25 protein-coding genes are annotated in these 24,801 nt (G+C 71.2%); 16 read left to right on the top strand and 9 right to left on the bottom strand.

Annotated features, from left to right (window positions below; all coding sequences use genetic code 11):
• Nucleotides 1-3: 3 nt before the first annotated feature.
• A complete protein-coding gene (locus tag ACQEVZ_RS25620) occupies nucleotides 4-288 on the top strand; it encodes a DUF4229 domain-containing protein (RefSeq protein ID WP_354889493.1) in 285 nt (94 codons plus the stop codon).
• 41 nt (nucleotides 289-329) lie between these two features.
• Nucleotides 330-2,117, top strand: coding sequence for a M14 family metallopeptidase (locus ACQEVZ_RS25615; RefSeq protein WP_433370852.1), 1,788 nt, complete (start codon nucleotides 330-332; stop codon nucleotides 2,115-2,117).
• Between the two features lie 6 nt (nucleotides 2,118-2,123).
• Here the strand turns inward: ACQEVZ_RS25615 and ACQEVZ_RS25610 are convergent, their stop codons facing one another.
• The 5 genes from ACQEVZ_RS25610 to ACQEVZ_RS25590 all read right to left on the bottom strand — a co-directional run bounded on the left by ACQEVZ_RS25610 (nucleotide 2,124) and on the right by ACQEVZ_RS25590 (nucleotide 8,196).
• Nucleotides 2,124-2,876 carry a VOC family protein gene (locus ACQEVZ_RS25610; protein WP_433370849.1) on the bottom strand — a complete coding sequence of 251 codons (753 nt, stop codon included), beginning with the start codon at nucleotides 2,874-2,876 and terminating at the stop codon, nucleotides 2,124-2,126.
• Between the two features lie 54 nt (nucleotides 2,877-2,930).
• Nucleotides 2,931-4,862: a HelD family protein gene (locus ACQEVZ_RS25605; protein ID WP_433376980.1), complete on the bottom strand. Its 1,932-nt coding sequence runs from the start codon at nucleotides 4,860-4,862 to the stop codon at nucleotides 2,931-2,933.
• 175 nt (nucleotides 4,863-5,037) lie between these two features.
• A complete protein-coding gene (locus tag ACQEVZ_RS25600) occupies nucleotides 5,038-5,973 on the bottom strand; it encodes an endonuclease III domain-containing protein (RefSeq protein ID WP_433370846.1) in 936 nt (311 codons plus the stop codon).
• A gap of 229 nt (nucleotides 5,974-6,202) precedes the next feature.
• Nucleotides 6,203-7,147, bottom strand: coding sequence for a ricin-type beta-trefoil lectin domain protein (locus ACQEVZ_RS25595; RefSeq protein WP_433370843.1), 945 nt, complete (start codon nucleotides 7,145-7,147; stop codon nucleotides 6,203-6,205).
• A 278-nt stretch (nucleotides 7,148-7,425) separates the two neighbouring features.
• Nucleotides 7,426-8,196, bottom strand: coding sequence for a VOC family protein (locus tag ACQEVZ_RS25590; RefSeq protein ID WP_433370840.1), 771 nt, complete (start codon nucleotides 8,194-8,196; stop codon nucleotides 7,426-7,428).
• A gap of 85 nt (nucleotides 8,197-8,281) precedes the next feature.
• Here ACQEVZ_RS25590 and ACQEVZ_RS25585 point away from each other — a divergent pair, with 85 nt between their 5' ends.
• Nucleotides 8,282-8,857 (top strand): ArsR/SmtB family transcription factor, encoded by a 576-nt coding sequence (locus ACQEVZ_RS25585; RefSeq protein WP_344508988.1) that lies wholly within the window; start codon nucleotides 8,282-8,284, stop codon nucleotides 8,855-8,857.
• 46 nt (nucleotides 8,858-8,903) lie between these two features.
• Nucleotides 8,904-10,154, top strand: a complete 1,251-nt coding sequence (locus tag ACQEVZ_RS25580) for an MFS transporter (protein ID WP_433370836.1) — start codon at nucleotides 8,904-8,906, stop codon at nucleotides 10,152-10,154.
• On the opposite strand, the gene ACQEVZ_RS25575 is transcribed toward ACQEVZ_RS25580, so the two are convergent.
• Nucleotides 10,060-10,923 (bottom strand): hypothetical protein, encoded by an 864-nt coding sequence (locus ACQEVZ_RS25575; RefSeq protein ID WP_433370833.1) that lies wholly within the window; start codon nucleotides 10,921-10,923, stop codon nucleotides 10,060-10,062. The two genes, ACQEVZ_RS25580 and ACQEVZ_RS25575, sit on opposite strands and share 95 nt — an antisense overlap.
• Before the next feature lie 120 nt (nucleotides 10,924-11,043).
• On the opposite strand from ACQEVZ_RS25575, the gene ACQEVZ_RS25570 reads away from it, so the two are divergent.
• Nucleotides 11,044-11,892, top strand: coding sequence for a menaquinone biosynthetic enzyme MqnA/MqnD family protein (locus tag ACQEVZ_RS25570; protein WP_344508992.1), 849 nt, complete (start codon nucleotides 11,044-11,046; stop codon nucleotides 11,890-11,892).
• 109 nt (nucleotides 11,893-12,001) lie between these two features.
• Here ACQEVZ_RS25570 and ACQEVZ_RS25565 read toward each other — a convergent pair whose 3' ends face one another.
• Entirely contained in the window at nucleotides 12,002-12,856 is an 855-nt protein-coding gene (locus ACQEVZ_RS25565; RefSeq protein WP_433370830.1) for a serine hydrolase, read from the bottom strand.
• Between the two features lie 261 nt (nucleotides 12,857-13,117).
• Between ACQEVZ_RS25565 and paaA the strand changes: the two genes are divergently transcribed.
• The 7 genes from paaA to ACQEVZ_RS25530 all read left to right on the top strand — a co-directional run bounded on the left by paaA (nucleotide 13,118) and on the right by ACQEVZ_RS25530 (nucleotide 18,116).
• Entirely contained in the window at nucleotides 13,118-14,137 is a 1,020-nt protein-coding gene (paaA, locus tag ACQEVZ_RS25560) for a 1,2-phenylacetyl-CoA epoxidase subunit PaaA (protein WP_433370827.1), read from the top strand.
• On the top strand, nucleotides 14,088-14,396 hold the full coding sequence (gene paaB, locus ACQEVZ_RS25555; protein WP_425552374.1) for a 1,2-phenylacetyl-CoA epoxidase subunit PaaB: 309 nt from the start codon (nucleotides 14,088-14,090) through the stop codon (nucleotides 14,394-14,396). The genes paaA and paaB overlap by 50 nt, the downstream gene beginning before the upstream one ends.
• Nucleotides 14,393-15,199, top strand: coding sequence for a 1,2-phenylacetyl-CoA epoxidase subunit PaaC (gene paaC / locus ACQEVZ_RS25550; RefSeq protein WP_433370823.1), 807 nt, complete (start codon nucleotides 14,393-14,395; stop codon nucleotides 15,197-15,199). Before paaB ends, paaC begins: the two co-directional genes overlap by 4 nt.
• Nucleotides 15,193-15,657: a 1,2-phenylacetyl-CoA epoxidase subunit PaaD gene (paaD, locus tag ACQEVZ_RS25545; protein ID WP_433376977.1), complete on the top strand. Its 465-nt coding sequence runs from the start codon at nucleotides 15,193-15,195 to the stop codon at nucleotides 15,655-15,657. The genes paaC and paaD overlap by 7 nt, the downstream gene beginning before the upstream one ends.
• Nucleotides 15,654-16,748, top strand: a complete 1,095-nt coding sequence (gene paaE, locus ACQEVZ_RS25540; RefSeq protein WP_433370820.1) for a 1,2-phenylacetyl-CoA epoxidase subunit PaaE — start codon at nucleotides 15,654-15,656, stop codon at nucleotides 16,746-16,748. Before paaD ends, paaE begins: the two co-directional genes overlap by 4 nt.
• Nucleotides 16,749-16,809: 61 nt before the next feature.
• On the top strand, nucleotides 16,810-17,418 hold the full coding sequence (locus ACQEVZ_RS25535; RefSeq protein WP_360566392.1) for a sigma-70 family RNA polymerase sigma factor: 609 nt from the start codon (nucleotides 16,810-16,812) through the stop codon (nucleotides 17,416-17,418).
• Nucleotides 17,418-18,116 carry an anti-sigma factor gene (locus ACQEVZ_RS25530; protein WP_433370817.1) on the top strand — a complete coding sequence of 233 codons (699 nt, stop codon included), beginning with the start codon at nucleotides 17,418-17,420 and terminating at the stop codon, nucleotides 18,114-18,116. Before ACQEVZ_RS25535 ends, ACQEVZ_RS25530 begins: the two co-directional genes overlap by 1 nt.
• Here ACQEVZ_RS25530 and ACQEVZ_RS25525 read toward each other — a convergent pair.
• Nucleotides 18,106-19,053, bottom strand: coding sequence for an aldo/keto reductase (locus ACQEVZ_RS25525; RefSeq protein WP_433376974.1), 948 nt, complete (start codon nucleotides 19,051-19,053; stop codon nucleotides 18,106-18,108). The genes ACQEVZ_RS25530 and ACQEVZ_RS25525 overlap by 11 nt on opposite strands.
• Before the next feature lie 80 nt (nucleotides 19,054-19,133).
• On the opposite strand from ACQEVZ_RS25525, the gene mqnC reads away from it, so the two are divergent.
• Nucleotides 19,134-20,372, top strand: a complete 1,239-nt coding sequence (gene mqnC / locus ACQEVZ_RS25520) for a cyclic dehypoxanthinyl futalosine synthase (RefSeq protein WP_433370814.1) — start codon at nucleotides 19,134-19,136, stop codon at nucleotides 20,370-20,372.
• The gene (locus ACQEVZ_RS25515) at nucleotides 20,369-21,061 is read left to right on the top strand and encodes a demethylmenaquinone methyltransferase (protein ID WP_344509009.1); all 693 of its coding nucleotides are present in this window, start codon (nucleotides 20,369-20,371) and stop codon (nucleotides 21,059-21,061) included. The genes mqnC and ACQEVZ_RS25515 overlap by 4 nt, the downstream gene beginning before the upstream one ends.
• Nucleotides 21,062-21,769: 708 nt before the next feature.
• On the opposite strand, the gene ACQEVZ_RS25510 is transcribed toward ACQEVZ_RS25515, so the two are convergent.
• A complete protein-coding gene (locus tag ACQEVZ_RS25510) occupies nucleotides 21,770-22,549 on the bottom strand; it encodes a hypothetical protein (protein WP_433370811.1) in 780 nt (259 codons plus the stop codon).
• A 425-nt stretch (nucleotides 22,550-22,974) separates the two neighbouring features.
• Between ACQEVZ_RS25510 and ACQEVZ_RS25505 the strand changes: the two genes are divergently transcribed.
• Together ACQEVZ_RS25505 and ACQEVZ_RS25500 are read left to right on the top strand one after the other, a co-directional pair.
• Entirely contained in the window at nucleotides 22,975-24,249 is a 1,275-nt protein-coding gene (locus ACQEVZ_RS25505; RefSeq protein ID WP_344509013.1) for a geranylgeranyl reductase family protein, read from the top strand.
• Between the two features lie 183 nt (nucleotides 24,250-24,432).
• Nucleotides 24,433-24,798 (top strand): NADH-quinone oxidoreductase subunit A, encoded by a 366-nt coding sequence (locus tag ACQEVZ_RS25500; RefSeq protein WP_344509015.1) that lies wholly within the window; start codon nucleotides 24,433-24,435, stop codon nucleotides 24,796-24,798.
• Nucleotides 24,799-24,801 lie beyond the last annotated feature (3 nt).

Here is a 24,801-nt window from a genome sequence, read left to right as displayed (position 1 = left end):
ACCATGTCCGCTCTGCTGAAGTACTCCCTCGCCCGGCTCGGGCTCTTCGTCCTGGCCGCCGCGGTGATGTTCGCCGTCCCGCTCGACATCAGCGTGCTGCTGAAGCTGATGATCGCCGTGGTGGTCTCCGCCGCGCTCGCCTTCTTCCTGTTGAAGAGCCTCCGCGAAGAGGCCTCCGTGCAGGCGGTCGGCGCCGCCCAGCGCCGCACGGAAAAGCGCGATCGACTGCGCGCCGCGCTCAACGGGGATGATGATGGGGGTGAAAGCACCACCAAAGCGGACCAATAGCGCTTAAACCTTGGATGGTGCAGTCCACCCAAGGAGTCACGATGGCCCGCAAGCTGTCCGTTTCACTCTCGCTCGCCGGCGTCGGCCTGCTGCTGCTCGTCGGGGTCAACCCCGCCGGCGCCGCGCCCGCCGAGCGGTCCGGCAGCTACGTGGTGGAGGGCGTCCGTACCCTCGAGGACCGCAACCGGGTGGCGCGCAGCGGCGCCGCGATCGACGGGATCGACCACGGGCGGGCCGAGATCACCGCCCTGCCGTCCGAGGTGCGCAAGCTGCGCGACCAGGGCTACGCCGTCGCCGAGGTCCGCGCCGAGGACTTCCCCGTCGCCGACTCGGGTTACCACAACTACGCCGAGATGGTCGCGGAGCTGGACAAGGCCGTCGCCGACCACCCGGCGATCGCCCGCAAGATGAGCATCGGCAAGTCGTTCCAGGGCCGCGACATGCCGCTGATCAAGATCTCCGACAACGTCGCGGTCGACGAGGACGAGCCGGAGGTCCTCTACGGCGCCCACCAGCACGCCCGCGAGCACCTGACCGTCGAGATGGCGCTGTACCTGGTGAAGCTGTACACCGACGGCTACGGCAAGGATCCCCGCATCACGAAGCTCGTCGGCAGCCGCGAGCTGTGGATCGTGCCGGACCTCAACCCTGACGGCGGCGAATACGACATCGCCACGGGCGGCTACCGCAACTGGCGCAAGAACCGCCAGCCCAACGCCGGGTCCAGCAGCATCGGCACGGACCTCAACCGCAACTGGAGCTACAAGTTCGGGTGCTGCGGGGGATCGTCGGCGAACCCGTCGTCGGAGACCTACCACGGCGATGCGGCGTTCTCCGCGCCCGAGACCCAGCGACTGCGCGACTTCGTGCTCAGCCGGCGGGTCGACGGGGTCCAGCAGATCAAGGCGAGCATCGACTTCCACACGTTCTCGGAGCTGATCCTCTGGCCGTTCGGCTACACGGTCGCCGACACGGTGTCCGGGCTCAACGCCGACCAGCAGGCGGCGTTCGAGGCACTCGGCGCCGGGATGGCGAAGTCCAACGGCTACACCGCCCAGCAGTCCAGCGACCTCTACATCACCGACGGCTCGGTCATCGACTGGCTGTGGGCGACGCAGGGCATCTTCGCCTACACGTTCGAGATGTACCCCGGGCCCGGCTCCGCCAGCGGCTTCTACCCGCCGGCGAGCGTGATCGCGGCGCAGACGGCCCGCAACAAGGAGGCGAGCCTGCAGCTCGCGGAGTACGCCGACTGCGTCTACCGGATGATCGGCAAGCAGGCGCAGTACTGCGGCGGCGACACGGTCTGGTCGGACGACTTCGAGACCGCCAAGGGCTGGACCACCACCAGCGGCACGGCGACCGCCGGGCTGTGGGAGCGCGGCAACCCCGAGGCGACCACCCAGAACGGCCCGAAGCAACTCGGCGACACCGTCAGCGGCGACTACGACCTGGTCACCGGTCGCAAGGCGGGCACCGCGGCCGGCAGCTACGACGTCGACGGCGGCACCACCGGCGTGCGGTCACCGTCGGTCGCGCTGCCCGCCGCCGGCCCGCTCACGCTGGGCTGGTCGTGGTACTTCGCGCACGCCGCGAACGCGTCGGCCGCCGACCAGTTCAAGGTCAGCGTGGTGCAGAACGGCTCGAAGACCGCGATCTTCACCCGGGCCGGCGCGGCGTCCGACCGTGCCGCGGTGTGGGCCGCGGCCAGCGCCGACCTCACTCCCTACGCCGGCAAGACGATCCAGCTGCTGATCGAGGCCACCGACGCCGCCGGCGCCAGCCTCATCGAGGCCGCCGTCGACGACGTCAAGATCACCCGCGGCTAGCGTTCACTAGAGGCCGCCCGAAAAGCCGTACTCGTCGGAAATCTCGATCAGTGCGAAATGAGCACCGGCCGGGTCGGCGACGCGGGCGTACCAGCCGGCCGACGACACCATCGGCTTGCGGGCGACCGTGCCGCCCAGCTCGGCCACCCGCTCGCACGCCGTGACCGCGTCGTCGACCATGAAGCACACCGTCCAGTGCTCCGGCAGGCCCGTGGGGAACCGGCCGTCGATCGGCAGCAGCCCGCCGACGGCGTCGTTGTGGTGGTGCAGCTCGAAGTACGGCTCGGCGTTCTCCGTCTCCACCGCGTGCCACCCGAAGACCTCGCCGTAGAAGGCGCCCGTCCGGTCCAGGTCGTGGGCGGCCAGCTCGTACCAGCAGATCGCGCCCGGCTCGAACGACACCTGCGCCCCGCCGAACCTGCTGCGCTGCCACGTGCCGAAGACCGCGCCGCCGGCGTCGGCGAACACGGCGGCCGTGCCCAGGTCCCGCACGCTCGCCGGCGGCACCTTCACGGACCCGCCGGCCCGCTGGACCGCCTCGGCGGTGCGGACCGGGTCGTCCGTCGAGATCGAGATCAGCCACGCGGGCCGGCTGGCGGTGCGCAGGCCGGCCACGGCGCGGCCGTTGAGCGTGAAGTGCCCGTCGTCGTTGAACTGCCAGCCGAAGAGGCCGCCGTAGAACGCCCGCGCGGCGACCGGGTCGGGGCTGCCGACCTCGGCCCAGCACGGTGTACCCGGCGCGTAACCCCTTACTCGCATTCCGCGTCCTCCCGGTTGTCACACTGTTTCGAGATAGTGACATCCGGGACGTGATCACGACACCCTATCCAACGGTGCAGGAAGCGGACGTTCGTGGAGAACGTCCAACCGCGACACCGCCCGCGTCAGGACCACGAAGAGCCGGTTCAGCCCGCGCGGCTCGGCCTCGACGATGTCGGCCGGCTCCACGACGATGACGTGGTCGTACTCGAGACCCTTCGCCAGGCTCGCCGGCAGCACCGTGACCCGCTCGTGGACCACCGAGGCGGCGATCGCCGGGACCGCCGCGTCCGCCGCGATCACCCCGATCGACCCCTCGAAGGTCAGCGCCAGCCGCACCGCGTCCTGCAACGGCGTCGCGCCGATCGTCAGCGCGCCGTCGGTCCGCAGCGACCGCGCCTCCGGCACGTCGACACCGAGCGCCGGCAGCAGCCGGTTGGCCAGGGCGACCACCGCGGCCGGCACCCGGAACCCCGTCGTCAGCGGCACCACCCGCGCGTCCGGCTTGCCCAGGTGCGCCAGCAGGGTCCGCCACTCCAGCGCCGCCCACGGCGCCGTGCCCTGCGCGAGGTCACCGAGCAGCGTGATCGACCCGTGCTCGGAGCGCCTGGCGATCACCCGCGCCTGCATCGGCGACAGGTCCTGCGCCTCGTCCACCACGACGTGGCCGAACGAGGGCACCCGGTCGATCAGTCCGGCGGCCTCGTCCACCAGTACCGCATCCGCCGCCGACCAACGGGCGGACCTCGCCGTCTTCGGCGGCTTGGCCCAGGCGATCGCCGCCTGCTCGTGCGGCTCGAGGAGCTCGTCGGCCGGGTCGCTGAGCACCTCGAACACGAGCTGCTCCGGCGTGACCGCCGGCCACGCGTGATCCAGCACCGCGACCACCGGCTGCGACTTCCCCATCCGCCGCTGCCAGCCCTCGCTCGGTGAGTCGCCGCGCCGCGCCTCCGACTGCCGCATCAGCAGCGACACGATCCTGGCCCGCACCCGCTCCCGGCCGATCCCGTACGGTGGCGCCTCCCGCCGCACGTCGTCGACCACCCGCCGCAACGCCTCCGCCGACACCCGCCACCGGTAGGACCCGTCGGACACCGTCAGGGGCTCCTCCGGCTTCCGGATCTTGCCTTCCAGGCGTCTGCGCAGCACGTCCGCCATCCGCGGGTCGTGCTTCACCCTCGCCGCGGCCTCGTCGTCGTCCGTTTTCGCCGGTGTACCGAGCAGCCCGTCGATCGTGGACTGCTGCACCTCGATCTCGCCGAGCGCCGGCAGCACGCTCGCGATGTAGCCGAGGAACGCGCTGTTCGGCCCCACGATCAGCACCCCGGACCGCTTGAGCCGCTCCCGGTGCAGGTACAGCAGGTACGCCGCCCGGTGCAGCCCCACCGCCGTCTTCCCGGTCCCCGGCGCCCCCTGAACGCAGATCGACTCGTCCAGCTCCGCCCGCACCAGCTCGTCCTGCTCCGGCTGGATCGTCGCGACGATGTCCCGCATCGGCCCGACACGCGGCCGCTCGATCTCCTCCAGCAGGATCCTGCTGGTGCCGAGCTCCTCGCCGGCCTGCAGGTTCTCGTCCTCGAAGCTGGTCAGCTCGCCCTTGACGAACCCGAACCGCCGCCTTCTGCTGACGTCCTGCGGGTCCTTGACGCTCGCCTGGTAGAACTTCCGGCTCATCGGTGCCCGCCAGTCCAGCACCATCGGCTCCCCGGCGACGTCGGTGACATGCCGCCGCCCGACGTGGAACTTGTCCTGCTCGATCTCCAGCTTCCCGAAGAACAACGGCGTGTCGGGACTGTCCGCCAGCTCGGCGATCCGCCGGGCCAGATGCCGCCCCAGCGTCTCCGCCGCGAACGGGTCCCCGGCCACCTGATCCCCGGTCGAGAACAGATCCTCGGCATGCTCCCGCATCCTGCGGAGCGCTTTGCGTGAGGCTTCCAGGTGCGCTCGCTCAGCGGCGAGCTCGTCTTCCAGTGCGGGCACGGTGATTTCCTTCAGGGGAATCTCAGCAGCTGCTCGCTCGCGTATCCGGACCGCATCGACCCGGCGCGTAGGGACGTCCGCTGCGGTGCCTACCTCACCGCGGCCGTCAAGCGGTCCACCACCTTACGCCCCACCCACCACCCCCTCCACCCATTTCCACCGTCGTGTCGGCTCCGCTGGTTCAGACGCGGGCGTCGGCGGTGCGGGCGGCGTGGCGGCAGGACTCGGCGAGGAAGCAGCGACGGCAGTCCGGGGTGGCTGCGGTGCACGTGTCGTAGGCGACCTGCTGGAGCAGGGGGTGGACGCGCGCCAGGTCCGGGCCGTAGGCGAGGAGGTCCGCGGCGACCCGGCGGCTGCCCGGTTTGGTGAGGCCGCCGTCGTGGTCGGTGAGGCCGAGACGGTACGCGACCCGCATCAGGTGCTGGTCGATCGGCACCATGTCGGGCACGTTGTTGATGATCGTCACCACGAGGGCGGCGGTGTGGGTACCGACGCCGGGCAGCGACAACAGGTAGTTCAGGGCGAGCGAGCCGGAGCCGGCGATCAGCCGGTCGAACGCCGTCGCGCCGCGCCTGGTGAGGATGGCCGCCGTGGCGTGCAGGCGGGAGGCCTTGACCTCGCCGAGCGGCCTGACCAGCTGGGCCAGCCTGGGCAGTGGCAGGGCGGACAGTCGTTGCGGGGTGAGGCCACCGCATGTGGCGGCGAGCCGGGGAAACACCTTCCGCACCGCCTCGGCGGGCCGGCCCTGGGCCAGGATGGCCAGGACGAGCGTCTCGAACGGCGAACCGTTCAGCAGGATCATGCCCTGGTGGTGCCGGCGCAGCGTTCTCAGCGCCGGGTGACCCGCGAGGGCCATGGCGCCGACCTGTTCGCCGTTGCGGAACGTGGAGATCAGCACGTCACGCAGCAGCGCCTCCTCCGCACTCGTCCGGAAGGTGAACCGCAGCCCGCCGTGGTCGGCCTCGACCCGCACCGGGACGCCCCGCCCGTTCGGGTGGTAGGTGCGTTGCCACTCGCCGACCCCGGTCCTGTACCAGGCCAGGGCAGGGATCTGCAGCTTCATGGTGGCTGCGAGATCAGGCGTGGTGTCGCATTCCAGGCGTAGTGCGGTAAGCATCCGTGCACCTCATCGGCAGGGGGCCAGGACGGCGAGGTACGACCGAGATGCCATCGCGTCCACCCAGCGGCGCTCAACGCGCCGGTGCCGATGCCACTTCGGAGTGCCCTCCCGAAGTAGCGCGCTACGTGCCCACCCCGTTACAGATAGGCAGATCGTGATCGTCGGTGGCTGGTCGAAACGCCGACCGATCGGCGCAATTCCCCCGTGGGATGCGGCGGAAGCGCCGCTACGGCAGGGTCCATCGTTGCGCGTCGGACTGGTTGCAGGCCGACATCCGCTGCGGGGCCCTGCTGCTCACGTTGTCCGGGCTCCCGAGGCACAGCCCCGACGCCTGGTTGATCAGCGAGCCCGCGGGTCCGGACCGCCACCGCTGGGCCGGTCCGCCGTCGCAGCCGCGCAGGCGGAGCTGGTCGCCCGACGCCTGCAGGCACCGGCCGACGGCCCGGATGGTGCCGTCCCCCGCCACGGTCCATGCCTGGCCGGAGTTGCCGTTGCAGTCCGCCCGCCGGACCTTGTCGCCGCCGTCGTCCGGGTAGGCGCTGCCGTCGAGGCACAGCCCGGAGGCGCCGGTGATCCGGCCCGTGCGGGACTCGACGCCGGGCGGCGGCGACACGCCGGGCAGTTCGCTGGGCGCGGGGTCACCGTTCGGCGGGACGGCATCCGACGGGCTGGGTGACACCCCGGGCAGCGGCGGCTTCCCGGGGACGGACGACGCCCCGGCAGTCGCCGGCGCGTCCGACGCCCCAGCCGTCGCCCCGGCCGACGCCGCCTCCGTGTCCGGCAGGCCCGGCGCGGCGGCCGTCTCGAAGAGGCCACCCCTTGGCGCCGCCGTCCAGGCCGGGCTCGCGGCGGGCGCCGCGGGCCGGTCGCCGAGGCCCAGCCCGAGCGCGGTGGCGCCCAGCGCGAGCACCAGCATGCCCGAGCCGACGGCAAGGCGGCGCCAGCGGACCCGCCTGCCCGGACGGGCGGCCTGGGTCGGGAGGACGTCGGTGGGCGTCCCCGCGTGCCGGCCGTCGTCCTCGGATCGGTCGTCGGGCGCCGGTACGTCGTCCAAGGGCTCGTCGGCCGCGAGCTGGTCCGCGAGCAGGCGGACGTACGGACGAACCAGCAGCGGCTCGTCGTCGAGTTCCGGCCCGGCCGTGCACGCGGCCGTCATGCTGGGATCGGTCATGCGCCGGCCGCTCCCTCCACCCAGGGCCGCCGGTTCAGCCGCGGCCGTCGCCGTCGCGGCCCTCGAACACCATCACGAACAGCGCCGGGGGTCGCATGACGCCGAACGTAGCGGCCATCGGTGCGTACTGATGAAATTGCGGAGGGTGATTTCGGAAATCACCCTCCGGATTCACCCGCCCCGGGTGGGTGGAACGTCTACCTCCGTCCGGCCAGGGCGCGTCGTGGCCCTGGCCGAACGGCCGACCGTCAGCCGGCGGCGATGTCCACGGGCAGCGGCTAGAAGTGCTCGCGCAGCTCGGGGAGCAGCTCGAACGCGAGGAACGCGGCACCCGTCGGGTCCAGCAGGAACGCGCCCTGGCCGATGCCCGCGTCCACCGGGCCGGCCATCAGGCGCCCGCCCAGCGACTCGGCGCGCGAGGCGGTCGCGGCGCAGTCGTCGACCAGGATGATCGTGCGCCAGTGCGCGGGGGTTCCCGGCGGGTAGAGCGCGCCCATCGGGCTCATGCCGCCGACCACCCGGTTCGTCGCGACCCACTCGTGGTACTCCTGGTTGGCGCCCGCCGAACCGGCACGCTCGGTCCAGCCGAAGACCTTCCCGTAGAAGCTGACCGCCGTGGGAATGTCGGGGGTGACGACCTCGCTCCAGCAGATCGCGTTCGACTCGTTGACGACCTGCGTGCCGGCGAACGTCCCGCGCTGCCACGCGCCGAACACCGCGCCGCTCGCGTCGGCGAAGAGGGCGCTGCGTCCGCGCGTCCCGGCCTGCGCCGGCGGGGCGAGCATGCTGCCGCCCGCGTCGGCGACCAGGCCCGCGGTCGCCTCGGCGTCCTCGGTCGACACGTAGGTCAGCCACGCCGACGGGCGGCCGGGCGCGGCGGCCAGGCCGGCCACCGCCAGGTCGCGCAGCAGGAACGTGGTGGTCCCGTCGTCGGCGGGCGCCGCCGTCCAGCCGAAGAGCCCGGTGTAGAAGTCGGCGGAGGCCGAAGGGTCGGGGCTGGTCAGCACGGTCCAGCACGGCGTAGCAGGGGCGTAACCACGTACTCGCACCAGTCCCCCTCAGTTGAAGATCCCCAACGATAAGAAAAAAGGTCTGACCTTAGATCATCCGAAGGGCCATGAATACCCTGGGTACGTGGCTGATGAGACCCCGGTGCGAGCGAACATCCGCGACGCCTCGACCATGCGCGCGCTCGCGCACCCGGCGAGGATCGCCATCCTCGACCGGCTCTTCGACGGCGGGGAGCCGGCGACCGCGACGGAGCTCGCCGAGGTCTGCGGCCTGTCACCCAGCGCGACCAGCTACCACCTGCGCGAGCTGGCGAAGGTCAACCTGATCGAGCAGGCGCCGAGCCGCGGCGACGGCCGGGAGCGGGTCTGGCGCAGCCAGCTGCGGGGGCTCAACATCGAGCCCGGCCCGGAGGGCGGCGCGGCGGAGCGGGCCGCGGACCGGGAGCTGTCGCTGATGTTCCTGGAGATCGAGGACGCCCGGGCGCGGGCGTGGCTGGCCCGCCGCGACGAGGAGCCCTACGCGTGGTACACGGCCGCGACCTCGGCCGACATGCAGATCCAGGTCACCGCGGACGAGCTCAAGGCGCTCAACGACGAGGTGTTCGCGCTGTTCGAGCGGTACGCGCGGTCCCGCCGCCCCGACCCGCCGGAGGGCGCCCGCCAGGTGAACGTGACGTACCGGACCTTTCCCCGCAGTTAGGGCAACCATCTGGTGATCACGAGATGTGAAGCATTAACTTCGAAGTATGTCCTTCACATCCGCTCGTGACGTGTACCTGCTCGCGGTCGCGCGAGGCGTCTCGTACCTCGGGGACTTCATGGCCGCCACCGCGATCCTGCTCGCGCTGCAGGACCGCGGCGCGGGCGGATCCGCCGTCGCCGCCGTCCTCATCGCGTCGGTCCTGCCGGTCGTCGCGCTCGCCCCGCTCGTCGGTCGGCTCGTCGACCGGGTCGACAGCCGCGTCCTGCTCACCGCCGTCGGCCTCGGCCAGGCCGCCTGCTGCGCCGCGATGGCCCTCACCACCAGCACCTGGCTGCTGATCACGCTGGTCGCGCTGCTGGCCGCCGGCGTCGCGGTGACCTCACCGACGTTCAACGCCCTGCTGCCCGACTGCGCCGGACCCGACGGCGTCGGCCGGGCGATGGCGATCGGGCAGACCGCCAACTCGGTCGGCTCGCTCGCCGGACCCGCCCTCGCCGGGCTGCTCGTCGGCGCGTTCGGCCTGCGCGTCCCGCTGCTCATCGACGCCGTCACCTACCTGGCCGTCGTCGCCGCTGGGCTCCTGCTGCGCACCCGCCGCACGGCGGCGCCGGCAGAAGCGGCAGGCACTGGTCGTACACCGTGGAAAATCCGCGACGACAGATTCCTGCTCGCATTGACCTGCCTGGTCGGGGCCATCGTGCTCACGATCAACGTCGACATGGTCGTGGGCGTGTTCTTCATCCGCGAGACACTCGGCGGCAGCCCCGCCGAGTTCGGGCTCGTCGAAGCGGCGTGGACGGCCGGCATGCTCGCCGGAGGATGGCTCGCCGCGTCCCGCGCCCGGGACGACGGCGCACTCGGCCGGGCACTCGCGCTGATGCACCTGGCGACCGCGCTGGTCGTGCTGCTGTCAGGCTTCGTCACCGCGGTGTTGCTGGTGTACCCCCTGTGGCTGCTGGGCGGCGCCGTGAACGGAGCGGAGAACAACTTCCTCGGCGTCATCGCCGCCAGGCGCGTCCCCGCGGCCGTGCGAGGGGCGTTCTTCGCCCGGTTCGGCGCCGTGATCAACGCCGCCAACCTCATCGGCTACGCGGCCGGCGGCGTGCTCGTCGGCCGGTTCGAGCCACGGCAGATCGTCATCGGCTGCGGCGTCGCCGGCCTCATCGCCGCCGCGACCCTCGGCGGCTGGATGTGGCGGGTCAGCGCGGCGGCTGGGTCAGCAGCTGCTTCGTCACTTCCCGGCACGTCTTCGTCCCGTAGTCCTTCCCCAGCGTGCTCGGGTAGTGCGCCATGATCCCGATCGTCCACCCGTCGCCGACGGCCATGCACGCGATGTGCCACTGACCGTCGTCCCGGGCGAGCCAGCCGTTCTTGATCGCGGTCGCCTTCTGTACGTCCGCCGGCAGCACCTCGATCGGCCCGAACCGCCCCGGCCCGCGCACGTTGCGCATCTCGTTGAGCAGCCAGCCGGTCCACTTCGGCCCCGCCGCCCGCCCGTCGCCGATGCACTTCGCCAGCCGGGCCACGTCACGCGCCGACATCTGCGTCAGGCTCCACGAGTTCTGCGTGCCCTTGGTCTCCGTGAGCCCGCAGGTCGTGATCATGCGCTTGATCGAGGTCAGGTTGCCGTTCTGGACGTGGTACTTGAACGTGTTCTCCGTCTCGGAGTCGCGGATCATGCGCGTCAGCTCCTGCAGCGCGACGGCCGCGGGCTGCTTGTTCTGCTCGGCCTGCCGGCGCAGCCAGTCCGCGGCGACCCAGGCCTTCGCCATGCTCGCGGTGTCGCTCGTCGTGTACGGGGTCGACCCGTACATCTTGTCTTCCTTCAGGTCGTAGAACGCCCACGACCAGAAGCCCTTGACGTTCATCGTCACCGGGTTGGTCGGCGTGAAGAGCGGGCCGCTGGGGCTCGGACTCGCCGCCGGACTCGCCGCGGACCCACTCGCCGCGGCTTCCGAGGCCGCTGCGGCGGCCTGCTGGGTGTTTTGCGGCTTTTGCTCCGCGGGTGTGCTGCAGCCCGCCAGCATGATGGCGCAGGTCAGTACTGCGAGGGGGCGTCGCATCCCCCAGAGGGTACGCGCCGTGACAATGCCCCGCCCGCCTGCGTGTCCCGCCGGATCACGCGCTGTGACAATGACCGCCTCTCCTGCTTGAGCGGCGAATCCTGGGGCACCATGGGCGGTGTGCCTGCACTGCAGCGGCCCCGCGTCGGCCACATCCAGTTCCTGAACTGCCTGCCGCTCTACTGGGGGCTGATGCGCTCGGGCGCACTGATCGACGTCGACCTGCACAAGGATTCCCCCGAGCGGCTGAGCGCCGCCCTCGTCGCCGGCGACCTCGACGTCGGCCCGATCACCATGGTCGAGTACCTGCGCAACGCTTCCGACCTGCTGCTGCTACCCGACATCGCGGTCGGCAGCGACGGCCCGGTGCTGTCGGTCAACCTCGTGTCCACCGTGCCGCTCACCTCGCTCTCGGGCCGGCGCGTCGCGCTCGGCGCCACGTCCCGCACCGGCGTCATGCTCGCCCAGATGTACCTGGAGTCGAAGGTCGGCGTCACGCCCACGTACTTCCAGAGCCCGCCCGACCTGGCCCGCATGCTCGACGAGGCCGACGCCGCCGTGATCATCGGCGACGTGGCCCTGCGCGCGATGCACGACGCCCCGCAGCACGGCTGGACCGTCACCGACCTCGGCCAGGCCTGGCGCGACTGGACCGGCCTGCCGATGGTCTTCGCCGCCTGGGCCGTCCGGCGCTCCTTCGCCGAGGCCCACCCCGGCCTGGTCAAGGACGTCCACCAGGCATTCCTGCGCTCCAAGGAGCTCTGCCTGACCGAGCTCGACGAGGTCGCCGAGGCCGCCGCCCGCTGGGAGACTCTGTCGGCGGCGACCCTCGCCCACTACTTCCGCGTGCTGGACTTCTCCCTCGGCGCCCGCCAGGTCGAGGGCATCCGCGAGTTCGCCCGCCGCACCGCCGCCCGCGGCGTCGTGCCCGCCCTCCCCCCGAACGGCCCGGAGTTCTTCATCGGCTAGTACTACATTCGGTGACTGTTGCGTATACGGTTTCAGTGATCAATCCGGCAGGGCCAGCGCGGCGGCGGGACCGATCCCGGCCCGACCGGCGCGGCGGGAGGCGGGTTCGCTAGGCCTGGAGCTGGCGGGTGACGCTGGTGCAGATCTCGGCGCCGTAGCCCATGCCCTTCGAGGACGGGTAGACGGTCAGGACGCTGAGGACCCACTCGGTGCCGATGGCCAGGCAGTTGACGTGCCACTTGCCGTCGCTGCGGGCGATCCAGCCGTTCTTGACCGCCGTCGCCGCCTGCTCCGTGGCCGGCAGGGCGGGCACGATGCCGAACTCCTGGCTGCTGGCGACGTTGCGCATCTCGTTGAGGACCCAGTCGGTCCACTTCGGACCGGCCGCGCGGCCGTCGCCGATGCAGGCGCCCATCCGGGCGGCGTCGCGGGCCGAGAGCAGGGTGCTGGCCCAGTCGATGTAGGCCTTGCTGTCCGTCAGTCCGCACATCTGCACGAGCCGCGTGATGCTGGCCGAGCGGCCGTCGAGGGTCCAGAAGTACGAGGCGGCGGTGTTGTCGCTGTTGCGGATCATGGATGTGAGCTGGCGGAGGATCGAGGCGCTGGGGTTCGGGGTGCGGCGCAGGTAGTCGGCGGCCAGCCAGGCCTTGATCATCGAGGCGGTGCGCTGGGTGGTGGCGGCGTTGGGGGAGCCGGCCATCTCGCCGGTGCGGCGGTCCAGGACCGTCCAGGACCAGAAACCCGTGGCGTTGACCGTGACGGCGGCGGGGTGCAGCAGCGCCGGCGGGAGTGACGGGGCGGCCGGGGCCGCCGGGGCGGCCTTCCGGGTCGCCTCGACCTGCGGCGCCGTGGACTCGGTCACGGCCGCGGGCGCGGCGGCGCTGAAACTGTGGTCGTCCAGCAGGTCGCTGCCCCACACGAACGGGACGCCGATCATCACTGCGACGGCCAACAGTACGAGCATGGTGAATCCGACGCGCTTGCGCATGGGTCGGTGGTCCTCCCTGGCGGTCGCACCCATTGCATCGACCGCTGGTCATGAGCAGATGTAGCCGGGGTAACCAGCACGTAAGCAATCAGTGGGTGACGCCACGTGATGATCCCGGACAGTCTCTCCTTCCAACGCATTCTTCGCAGCTCGGACGCGCTCAAAGGTCCCTGGTAGTTGCCTCGATGGCTGTGACACCTTCTTGCCGATCCAGTCGGTTGCTGTAACACTGAGGGGGTGTACGGCAACGACTTCGCCCCGCTCCTCGAGCAGGTGGACAGCGCCGAGCGGGACCTTCAAGACGCCGCCGGCCGGGACGTCGCGGCTGGTGAGGACCTCCAGGGCTACTTCGACGCGATCGTCGCGGCCGACCAGAAGATCGAGCCACGCGACTGGATGCCCGAGGCCTACCGCAAGACGCTGATCCGGCAGATCGCCCAGCACGCGCACTCGGAGATCATCGGCATGCAGCCGGAGGGCAACTGGATCTCCCGCGCGCCGTCGCTGAAGCGCAAGGCGATCCTGCTGGCGAAGGTGCAGGACGAGGCCGGGCACGGCCTGTATCTCTACGCCGCCGCCGAGACGCTCGGCATCTCCCGCGACGAGCTGGTCGAGATGCTCATCGACGGCCGGCAGAAGTACAGCTCCATCTTCAACTACCCGACCCTGACCTGGGCCGACGTCGGCGCGATCGGCTGGCTCGTCGACGGGGCCGCGATCGTCAACCAGGTGCCGCTGTGCCGGTGCTCCTACGGGCCGTATGCGCGGGCGATGATCCGCGTCTGCAAGGAGGAGTCGTTCCACCAGCGGCAGGGGTTCGAGATCCTGCACACGCTGTCGCACGGCACCCCCGGGCAGAAGGCGATGGCGCAGGACGCCGTCGACCGGTGGTGGTATCCGTCGCTGGCGATGTTCGGTCCGCCCGACGGCGACTCGACCCACTCCGAGCGGTCGATGGCCTGGAAGATCAAGCGGTTCTCCAACGACGAGCTGCGGCAGCGGTTCGTCGACATGTGCGTCCAGCAGGCCGGCGTCCTCGACCTGCGGATCCCCGACCCCGACCTGCGGTGGGACGAGGAGCGCCAGCAGCACCACTACACCCAGCCCGACTACGACGAGCTGATGCGGGTGATCAAGGGCGACGGCCCCTGCAACCAGGAGCGGATGGAGCACCGCCGGCGGGCCCACGAGGAGGGCGCCTGGGTGCGTGAGGCCGCCATGGCGTACGCGGCGAAAAGAGAGAACAGTGCTGTTTGAAGTGTTCGTCCGGCCGAGGCGGGGGCTGTCCCACGCTCACGTCGGCAGCCTGCACGCGTCCGACGCCGAGATGGCGCTGCGCAACGCCCGCGACGTCTACACCCGCCGCCAGGAGGGCGTCTCGATCTGGGTCGTGCCGGCCGCGGAGATCACCGCGAGCAGTCCCGACGAGAAAGACGCCTTCTTCGCGCCCGCCGCCGACAAGGTGTACCGGCATCCCACGTTCTACGACGTGCCCGAAGGTGCGAGCCACATATGAGCCACTTCGGATACGTGCTGGGCCTCGCCGACGACGCGCTGATCGCCGCGCAGCGGCTGAGCGAGTGGTGCTCGCGGGCGCCGGAGATGGAAGAGGACATCGCCCTGGCCAACATCGCCCTCGACCAGCTCGGCGTCGCCAGGATGCTGCTGGGCTACGCCGGCGAGCTCGAAGGCCAGGGCCGCACCGAGGACGACCTGGCATACCTGCGCGAGGCGCACGAGTTCCGCAACGTCCGGCTGGTCGAGCTCGACAACGGTGACTTCGCGGTCACCATGGCCAAGCTGCTGTTCCTGTCCGTGTACCAGCGGCTGCTCTACGACCGGTCGATCGGCGCCGGCGACGAGCGGATCGCCGCGGTCGCCGCCAAGGCCAGGAAGGAGTCGGCGTACCACGTCGATCACAGCTCCAGGTGGGTCGTGCGGCTCGGCGACGGCACCGATGAGTCGCACCGCCGCATGCAGGCCGCCGTCGACCAGATCTGGCCCTACACGCACCAGCTGTTCGAGGCCGGCCCCGCCGTGCACGCCCTGGCCCTGGCCGGCGTCGTGGTCGCCCCGTCGACGCTGCGCCCGGCCTGGCTCGAGACGATCGACACCGTCCTGAACGAGTCCCAGCTGAGCCGACCGACGACCGAAACGGCGTCCCAGCTGGGCAGACCGGCGACTGAATCGGCGTCCCAGCTGAGCAGACCGAACACTGAAACGGCGGTCATGAGCAGGACCGAGCACACCGAGGCCCTGACCGAGCTGCTCGCCGACATGCAGGTGCTGCACCGCGCACACCCGGGAGCCCGCTGGTGACGCTGTTCGACGTGGTCGCCGCCGTCAAGGACCCCGAGCTGCGGGTCCTCAACGTCGCCGAGCTCGGCATCCTCCGCGACGTCGACGTCACCGAAGACGGCAGCGCCGTCACGGTGACGATCACCCCGACGTATTCGGGCTGCCCCGCCATGGACCTGATCCGCAGCGATATCGAGTCCGCCCTGCACGACGCGGGCGTCGAAGACGTCAAGGTGCGGACCGTGCTCGACCCGCCCTGGACCACCGACATGATCACCGAGGAGGGCCGGTCGAAGCTGGCCGCGGCCGGCATCGCGCCGCCGAGCTCCACCAAGGTGACCGTCCAGCTGTCGATCCGGTGTCCCAGGTGCGGGTCGCCGGCGACCGAGCAGCTGTCCCGGTTCGGCTCGACCGCGTGCAAGTCGCTGTGGCGCTGCACCGCCTGCCTCGAGCCCTTCGACGCGGTGAAGGCGCTATGACTGCCCCGCCCAAGCTGCGCCGCCCGACGTTCCACCGGCTGCCCGTCGTCGACGTCGAGCAGCTCACCGACGACTCGGTCGTGGTGACGTTCGACGTCCCGGTGCCGCAGCGCGCCGCGTTCGCGTTCCAGGCGGGGCAGCACCTCACCGTGCGCAGATGGCACGACGACACCGAGGTCCGCCGCTCGTACTCCATCTGCTCGAGCCCCTCGAAGCTCGCCGCCGAAGGGGTCCTGCGGGTCGGGATCAGAGCGGTGCCCGGCGGGGCGTTCTCGTCCTACGCGGTCGCCGACCTCTGCCCCGGCGACGAGATCGACGTGATGCCGCCGCTGGGCCACTTCACCACGGCGTTCGACCCCGCCCGCACCCGGCACTACGGTGCGCTGGTCGCCGGATCCGGCATCACGCCGGTCCTGTCGCTGGTCGCGACGGCCCTCGAGGTCGAGCCGGCCAGCCGGTTCACCGTCGTCTACGGCAACCGCGCCGCCGGCACCGTCATGTTCGCCGAGGAGCTCGCCGACCTCAAGGACCGCCATCGCGAGCGGCTGCACGTCGTACATGTGCTGTCGCGGGAGGCGCAGGAGTCGGCGCTGCTGTCGGGGCGCCTCGACGAGCAGCGCATCGGCGCCATCCTCGACACGCTTGTCCCGGCGGCCACCGTCGACGAGTGGTTCCTGTGCGGGCCGCACGGCATGGTCCTCGACGCCCGGGTCGCGCTGAGCCTCCGGGGCGTGTCCGACAACGCCGTGCACACGGAGTTGTTTCATGTCGCCGATGTACCGGCAGCGCCTGCCCGTGTCACCTCTGAAGCAGCGGGCGTGACGGTCGACATCGTGCTCGACGGCAGGACGTCGACCATAGCGATGGCTCCTGACGAGCGGATTCTCGACGCCGCGCTCAGACAGCGACCAGAGCTGCCGTACGCGTGCAAGGGCGGTGTCTGCTCCACCTGCCGTGCCAAGGTCGTGTCCGGTTCCGTGGAGATGGCCCGCAACTTCGCCCTGGAGCCCGACGAGGTCGCCGCCGGGTATGTCCTCACCTGTCAGGCCCTGCCGATCACCGACAAGGTCGTGGTGGACTACGACGCATGACGCTGTGCTTCGATCCGTGGATCGATCCCATCCGCGGCCGCGGCGGCTCCGAATGAACGACATGAGACCCGAACACGAGGAGCTGCCCACCCAGCGACTCGTCGCCGTGCCGCCCCCGCAGCGCCGCGTCGACGCCGACGAGCTGCTGGGCCGGGTCGCCCGGGGCGACGAGCGGGCGTTCGCCGAGCTGTACGACCTGCTGTCGCCGCGCGTGTACGGACTGATCCGCCGCGTGCTGCGGGACCCGGCCCAGTCGGAGGAGGTCGCGCAGGAGGTCATGGTCGAGGTGTGGCGCAACGCCGGCCGCTTCGACGGCACCCGCGGCTCGGCGACCGCGTGGGTCTTCACGATCGCGCACCGCAGGGCCGTCGACCGGGTCCGCGCCGAGCAGGCCAGCAGCGACCGGGCGCAGCGGGTGGCCGCCAGCAGCGTCGACACCCCGTACGACGACGTGGTCGAGACCGCGACGGCCCGCATCGAGCAGCAGCAGGTCCGCCGGTGCCTCGACGGCCTCACCGACCTGCAGCGCGAGGCGATCACGCTCGCGTACTACAACGGCAACAGCTACCGCGAGGTCGCCGACCTGCTCGGCGCCGCGCTGCCGACCATCAAGACACGCATGCGTGACGGGCTGATCCGGATGCGGGACTGCCTGGGGGTGGCGTTCTGATGGCCGAGACGGTGGACATCCACGCGCTGGCCGGCGCGTACGCGCTGGACGCGGTCGACGACCTGGAGCGCGCCGCCTTCGACCGGCACCTGCGGGAGTGCGGGACGTGCGCGGTCGAGGTCGCCGAGCTGCGGGAGACGGCCTCGTGGCTGACCCACGCGGTCGCCGAGGCGCCCCCGCCGCGGCTGCGGGAGTCGGTACTGGCCGAGATCGGCCGGACGGCGCAGGAACGACCCCGGCGGGGTGCCTCCGGCGCGGGCCGGTCCCGGCGCGCCCGGGTGCTGCGCTGGGCCGCCGGCGCGGTGGCGGCCGCGGTGCTGGCCGCCGGCGTGGGGGTGGCGACGTGGACGGTCGCGCAGCAGGACGTGCGGCGGGAGAACGCCCGGGTCGACGCGGTCCTCGCCGCTCCGGACGCCCGCCTGGTCTCCTCCGAGATGGCGGGCGGCCGGGTGACGCTGATCGTCTCGCCGTCGCGGAACGCCGCGGTGGCGGTGCTGGACGGCCTCGACAACCCCGGCGCCGGCAAGGCTTACCAGCTGTGGATGGTCGACGACTCGGCGCACAATGCCGGCGTCCTCGCTGGTGGGACGGGCCGGCAGTACATCTCCGGCCTCGCGCCGATGTTCGCGGTCACCGTGGAGCCCGCGAGCGGCTCGTCGAGCCCCTCTGACACGACGGTCGGGCAGATCACGCTGTGAGTGCGGCCTCGATCGCGGCCTGGTCCTCGGCGGTGGGGACCCAGGATCCGGCCGCGACGTTGGCCTCGACCTGCTCCGGGCTGGTGGCACCGGCGATCACGCTGGTCACTGCCGGGCGGGCGGCCAGGCCACCGATGGCGACCGCCAGCAGGTCGACGCCCCGCTCCCGGCCGACCGCTTCCAGGCGCTCGATCGTGTCCCAGGGCGCGGCGGCGAGGACCTTGTCGAAGCCGTCCCGCGCCAGGCGGGTGCCCTCGGGGGCGGCCTCGCCGCGCCGGTACTTGCCGGTCAGCAGCCCGTGCGCGAGCGGGAAGAACGGCAGCAGACCCACGCCGTAGTGCTCCAGCGCCGGCACCAGGTCCTTCTCGATGCCACGCTCCAGCAGCGAGTAGTAGTTCTGCGCGCTGACGAACGGCGCCTTCCCGGTGGTCTTCGCGGTCCACGCCGCGTCGGCCGCCTGCCACCCGGAGAAGTTCGAGTGTCCGATGTACCGGACTTTGCCCGCTTTGATGAGCGCGTCGAGGGCGTCGAGGGTCTCCTCGATCGGCGTCTCCGGGTCCGGGGCGTGCAGCTGGTACAGGTCGATGTAGTCGGTCTTCAAGCGCCACAGCGACGCCTCGACGGCCTTCGCGATGTACCGCCTGCTGCCCCGCGCACCCCAGTCGGGCCCGTTCGAGCCGCGCGCGTCCATGCCGAACTTGGTCGCGACGATGACCTCGTCCCGGCGTTTCCCCAGCGCCCTGCCCAGCGCCTCCTCCGAGGCACCCGGGGTCGCGCCGTACACGTCGGCGGTGTCGAACAGGGTCACCCCGAGATCGATCGCGGCGTGGACCACGCCCGCCGCGCGGTCCGCGTCGATGCGGCCGCCGAAGTTGTTGCATCCGATGCCGACGACGGAGACGGTCAGGCCCGAGGAGCCGAGGCGTCGATAGCGCATGTCAGTCACTTGGTGATCCTAGGCACGAGAGGTCGCGGGGCCCTGCCATACCCGTTTGCCGCCAACGTAGTCTCGGAGGTGTGACGGAGACTCCGGTGATCAGCGACATCCTGCAGCGTGCGGCCGACGGCGGGCGGATCAGCGCGGAGGAGGCGCTGCTGCTCTACACCGACGCCCCGTTCCACCCGCTCGGTGAGGCGGCCGACACGGTGCGCCGCCGACGATACCCGGACAACATCGTCACGTACCTCATCGACCGCAACATCAACTACACCAACGTCTGTGTCACGGCCTGCAAGTTCTGCGCCTTCTACCGGGCGCCGAAGCACGCCGAGGGCTGGACGCACGGCACCGAGGAGATCCTGCACCGCTGCCAGGAGGCGGTCGACCTCGGCGCCACCCAGGTGATGCTGCAGGGTGGTCACCACCCGGAGTACGGCGTCGGGTACTACGAGGAGCTGTTCTCCTCCGTCAAGCAGGCGTTCCCGTCGCTGGTCATCCACTCGATCGGCCCGTCCGAGGTCCTGCACATGGCCAAGGTCTCCGGCGTCTCGATCGAGGAGGCGATCCTGCGGATCAAGGCCGCCGGCCTCGCCTCCATCGCCGGCGCCGGCGCCGAGATGCTCCCCGAGCGCCCGCGCAAGGCGATCGCCCCGCTCAAGGAGTCGGGCGAGCGCTGGCTGGAGGTCATGACCCAGGCCCACCGCCTCGGCGTCTCCTCCACCGCCACGATGATGATGGGCACCGGCGAGACCAACGCCGAGCGCATCGAGCACCTGCGCATGATCCGCGACGTGCAGGACAAGGCGGTCGCCAACGGCTACACGACCGAGGCGGACCTCGACGGCACCGTCGGCGGCTTCCGGTCGTTCATCCCGTGGACGTACCAGCCGGAGAACAACCACCTGAAGGGCCGCACCCAGGCGACCAGCCTCGAATACCTGCGGCTCGTCGCGGTCTCGCGACTGTTCTTCGACAACATCGCCCACCTCCAGTCCTCGTGGCTCACCACGGGCAAGGACGTCGGGCAGGTGTCGCTGCACCTCGGCGTCGACGACCTCGGCTCGATCATGCTGGAGGAGAACGTCATCTCCTCCGCCGGCGCCCGCCACCGCTCCCGCCTCACCGAGCTGGTCCAGATGATCCGCGACGCCGACCGGATCCCCGCGCAGCGCGACACCCAGTACCGCCATCTGCGCGTCCACCTGACCCCCGCCGACGACCCCACGGACGACCGCGTGCAATCACACTTCTCCTCGATCGCCATCCCCGGCGGCGGCACCGGCCGCTCCATCCCGCTGACGCCGGTGTCGTCATGAGCCGCGCCTCGCTGGACAAGCAGCCCCACGAGGTCGCCGCCATGTTCGACGGCGTGGCCAAGCGCTACGACCTCACCAACACCGTGATCTCCGGCGGTCAGGACCGCATCTGGCGCCGCGAGACCCGCCTCGCGCTCGGCCTCAAGCCCGGCGAACGCGTCCTCGACCTCGGCGCGGGCACCGGCGTCTCGACCGAGGAGCTGGCCAAGTCCGGCGCCTTCGCCGTCGGCGTCGACCTCTCCATCGGCATGCTCCAGGCCGGCCACGTCAAGCGCCCAGCGGTCCCGCTCCTCGCCGGCGACGCCCTGGCCCTGCCCTTCGCCGACGAGACCTTCGACGCCATCACCATCTCCTTCGCCCTGCGCAACATCGTCGACACCGATGCCGCGCTCCAGGAGATGGCCCGCGTCACCAAGCCCGGCGGCCGCCTGGTCATCTGCGAGTTCAGCCACCCCACCTGGCGCCCCTTCCGCGGCGCCTACCTCGGCTACCTGGTCAAGGCCATCCCCCAGGTCGCCAAGCGCGTCTCCAGCAACCCCGACGCCTACGTCTACCTCGCCGAGTCCATCCGCGCCTGGCCCGACCAGGAAGGCCTGGCCGCCCGCGTCGCCGCCAACGGCTGGCGCAAGGTCGCCTGGCGCAACCTCACCGGCGGCGTGGTGGCCCTCCACCGCGGCTTCCGCGTCTAGCCCTGACCGCCACCTCACCGCGGCCCGCCGCCGGGATGCTCACCCTGCACCCCGGCGGTTTCGCGTCGGGGGAGGGCTCACCTCGCACCGCGCGGCGGACCCGTTGCGAGACGCTCACTCCGCACCGCGCGACCGGCCGCCCACATTGCACGGCGGTCCGTCGCGAGAAGCTCCAGAAACTGGGCGGCAGGTCCGTCAGATCTGGTCCTCCTCGCCGGGCGCGACGAGTCGCCCCAGCGCGTGGTCACGAAGGCTCACCTGCGTTCACCGGGGGAGACTCACCCCGGCACCCCGGCACCCCGGCACCCCGGCACCCCGGCACCCCGGCACCCCGGCACCCCGCACGTCGGCACCCCGCACGCCGGCACCCCGCACGCCGGCACCCCGCACGCCGGCACCACGCACGCCGGCACCACGGCGGGGCGCGCCGCTGCGACCACACCAACAGGGGCGCGCCAGCGGGCGACGTCCGATGGCCGGATGCCGTTGAGTGTGGCTCCGGCTGAGGCTCCGCGACCGACCCGCCCGTGATCCCGTGCGGTTCCGGGGCCAGGGCTACCGGAACCGCACGGGATCATGAAGGACGGGGCGGAGGGCGGGGCGCCGGCCAGGCTTTCCAGTGCAGCGGGCCGAGCGCCACTGTCACCACCGCACCGGGGTCGAGCGGCGGCACTGTCACCACCGCACCGGGGTCGAGCGGCGGCACTGTCACCACCGCACCGGGGTCAGGCGGTCCAGGTGCTGGCGCAGCTCGGCCACCAGGTCGGACGGGCGGGTGGTCAGGTCGGTCCAGGAGTAGCTGACGACCGTCCAGCCGGCGGCGGCCAGCCGGGTGTGCCGCTCCCGCAGCGGCGCCGGCTCCAACTCGTCGATGCCCAGCTCGATGACCAGCTTCGCCTCGGGGAAGACCAGGTCGCCCAGGCCGATCAGGCCCCACCGGTCGCTGATCGGCTCGTGCGGCGACCAGCCCCAGATCCCGGCCCGCTGCAGCAGCTTCCCCGCCAGCTTCTGCGCGGCCGTGCGGTTGCCCAGGGCGACCATCCGCACCAGCCGGACCAGCCGCGGCGTCCCGTGCCGGCCGGTGGCGTCGCGGATGCGGGTCGCCAGGTCGGGCATCGTCGTCCAGCACTCCTGCAGGGCGGTCGCCAGCAGGGCCGAGGCGGCGCCGTCGGGCAGCAGGCGGGCGCAGTCGAAGACGGTGCGTGACGGCGTCGTGACCTGTTGCTGATCGACGGTGCAGATGTCCGTCGCGGGCAGGTCCACCGGCACGACGTGGACGTGCCTGAGCCGGGGGCGGCGGCCGGGAAATGCGACGAACGTCTCTGTGCTCGGCACCTCCCACCCATGCCAGCGGGCGGCGGAAGGGCCGGCGAGCACGGCGCCGGGAAGGGCGAGCTGCGCGGCGACGTCGCGCAGCCTGGGGGTGACCGGCAGGCCGCGGTCGGCGAAGACGTCCCGGACGACCGGGGACCAGTCGCCGGCCTGCACCTTGGTCCTGATTCGCAGCGTGCTGAAACCGCAGCTCAGAGCCTGTGCGCGAGTGAAGAGGCCGCATTGGTCAGCGGCAAGTGCGTCGAGCCGGTCACGGTCCGGCTGCCCGGGGTTCATGATGACCGAGGATCGTCATGCGCCCACCCGAAGTCGACGCACAACAATTTTCTGTGGATAACCCAGCGCCATGATCACCGTCTCCGAGACGCTGGATCAGACCGACCGCTGCCTTGTCGTCCTATTTGCCGATCTAGGTGACCGCCGGGGTGAAAACTTAGGGTCGCCTAACCGACAGCGGACCTCGTCACGGTTCTAGACTCGCACCAGAGTGACTTTGTGAAGACTTTCACGAGCCGGAAACGACCGGGAGCGACCCCCGGGAGCTGCCGGTCAGCGAGACGAAGGGCAGGGAGGTGGCGGCTGTGACCGACACGCGGCAAGACGCAGATGTCATCGTCGTCGGCGCCGGGCCCGGCGGTTCGTCCGCCGCGTTCCACCTCGCCCGGCACGGGCTGCGGGTGCTGCTGCTGGAGAAGACCGAGTTCCCCCGGGAGAAGGTCTGCGGCGACGGCCTGACCCCGCGCGCGGTCAAGCAGCTCATCAAGATGGGCATCGACACCACCGAGGAGAAGGGCTGGCTGCACAACCGCGGCCTGCGCGTCATCGGTGGCGGCATCCGGCTCGAGCTCGACTGGCCCGACCTCGCGAGCTTCCCGGACTACGGGCTGACCCGCACCCGCATGGACTTCGACCAGATGCTGGCCACGGCCGCGACCGACGCCGGCGCGATCCTGCGCACCGGCACGCCGGTGACGGGGCCGATCCTCGACCGCACCGGCCGGGTGGTCGGCGTGACCGCGACCGGCCCCGGCAAGGAGCCGCTGGAGTTCCGGGCGCCGCTGGTCATCGCGGCCGACGGGGTCTCCGGCCGGTTCGCGCTCGCGCTCGGCATCGCCAAGCGGGAGGACCGGCCGATGGGTGTGGCCGTCCGGCAATACTTCCGCAGCGAGTTCCGGCACGACGACGACTACCTGGAGTCGTGGCTGGAGCTGCGCAGCCGCGAGTCCGGCGACAAGCTGCTGCCCGGCTATGGCTGGATCTTCGGCCTCGGCGACGGCCGGGTCAACGTCGGCCTGGGCGTGCTCAACAGCAGCGTGGCCTACGGCAAGACCAACTACAAGACGCTGCTCTCCGACTGGGTCGACAACACGCCGGCCGAGTGGGGCCTGTCCGACCCGGCCAACGCCGAGGGCAAGCCGCAGGGCGCCGCGCTGCCGATGGGCTTCAACCGGGTGCCGCACTACACCCGGGGCGTCCTGCTGGTGGGCGACACGGGCGGCATGGTCAACCCGTTCAACGGTGAGGGCATCGCATATGCGATGGAGTCGGGTGAGCTGGCGGCGGAGATCGCCATCCAGGCCCTGGCCCGCCCGCAGGGCACCGCGCGCGAGCGGGTGCTGGCCAACTACCCGACCGAGCTCAAGGCGCGGTATGGCGGCTATTACCGGCTCGGCAACATCTTCGTGAAGCTGATCGGCAATCCGCAGGTGATGCGGATGGCCACCAAGCACGGCATGCCTCACCCGATGCTCATGCGGTTCGTCCTGAAGCTCCTCGCCAACCTCACCGACCCGCGGGGTGGCGACGCAATGGACCGTGTGATCAACGCGATGACCCGGATCGCGCCGGCAGCTTAGCCAGCAGGCAGACATATGACGGCACATCCCGAAAACCGCAACTGAACAGCCAAAGCACAGCCAAAAGCACAGCCCCGGACGGAGCGGTCCGGACCTCACCGAATAGTGTTAAACCGCATACAGCTTGAGTGGTCCCCAGGGGCGGCAGCCCCGCCGGGCTCGCCGAAAGGACGGAGCAGCACAGTGTCGCTCGCGCCGTACGTACCTATCCTCGGACTCTTCGCCCTTGCCGCAGCCTTCGCGCTGTTCTCGGTGGCGGCGGCCCCGTTCGTCGGGCCGCGCCGCTTCAACAAGGCGAAGCTCGACGCCTACGAGTGCGGCATCGAGCCCACTCCGCAGCCCGTCGGCGGTGGCCGCTTCCCGGTCAAGTTCTACCTGACCGCGATGCTCTTCATCGTCTTCGACATCGAGATCATCTTCCTGTACCCGTGGGCCATGAACTTCGGCATGCTCGGGGTGTTCGGGTTCGTGGAGATGGTCCTGTTCATCGTCACGGTGTTCGTCGCGTTCGCCTATGTGTGGCGGCGCGGCGGGCTGGATTGGGACTGAGCC

It is taken from the genome of Dactylosporangium sp. CA-152071, from assembly GCF_050936335.1.
Taxonomy (GTDB): domain Bacteria; phylum Actinomycetota; class Actinomycetes; order Mycobacteriales; family Micromonosporaceae; genus Dactylosporangium; species Dactylosporangium maewongense.
Note: the sequence above shows the minus strand (reverse complement) of the source record. Positions and strands in the feature narration are given on the sequence as shown.

Coding starts and splice junctions, on each gene's coding strand:
- ACQEVZ_RS25620 (WP_354889493.1), top strand. CDS start 4: ATGTCCGCTCTGCTGAAGTACTCCCTCGCCCGGCTCGGGCTCTTCGTC.
- ACQEVZ_RS25615 (WP_433370852.1), top strand. CDS start 330: ATGGCCCGCAAGCTGTCCGTTTCACTCTCGCTCGCCGGCGTCGGCCTG.
- ACQEVZ_RS25610 (WP_433370849.1), bottom strand. CDS start 2,876: ATGCGAGTAAGGGGTTACGCGCCGGGTACACCGTGCTGGGCCGAGGTC.
- ACQEVZ_RS25600 (WP_433370846.1), bottom strand. CDS start 5,973: ATGCTTACCGCACTACGCCTGGAATGCGACACCACGCCTGATCTCGCA.
- ACQEVZ_RS25595 (WP_433370843.1), bottom strand. CDS start 7,147: ATGACCGATCCCAGCATGACGGCCGCGTGCACGGCCGGGCCGGAACTC.
- ACQEVZ_RS25580 (WP_433370836.1), top strand. CDS start 8,904: ATGTCCTTCACATCCGCTCGTGACGTGTACCTGCTCGCGGTCGCGCGA.
- ACQEVZ_RS25575 (WP_433370833.1), bottom strand. CDS start 10,923: ATGCGACGCCCCCTCGCAGTACTGACCTGCGCCATCATGCTGGCGGGC.
- ACQEVZ_RS25565 (WP_433370830.1), bottom strand. CDS start 12,856: ATGCTCGTACTGTTGGCCGTCGCAGTGATGATCGGCGTCCCGTTCGTG.
- paaC (WP_433370823.1), top strand. CDS start 14,393: ATGAGCCACTTCGGATACGTGCTGGGCCTCGCCGACGACGCGCTGATC.
- paaE (WP_433370820.1), top strand. CDS start 15,654: ATGACTGCCCCGCCCAAGCTGCGCCGCCCGACGTTCCACCGGCTGCCC.
- ACQEVZ_RS25535 (WP_360566392.1), top strand. CDS start 16,810: ATGAGACCCGAACACGAGGAGCTGCCCACCCAGCGACTCGTCGCCGTG.
- ACQEVZ_RS25530 (WP_433370817.1), top strand. CDS start 17,418: ATGGCCGAGACGGTGGACATCCACGCGCTGGCCGGCGCGTACGCGCTG.
- ACQEVZ_RS25525 (WP_433376974.1), bottom strand. CDS start 19,053: ATGCGCTATCGACGCCTCGGCTCCTCGGGCCTGACCGTCTCCGTCGTC.
- ACQEVZ_RS25515 (WP_344509009.1), top strand. CDS start 20,369: ATGAGCCGCGCCTCGCTGGACAAGCAGCCCCACGAGGTCGCCGCCATG.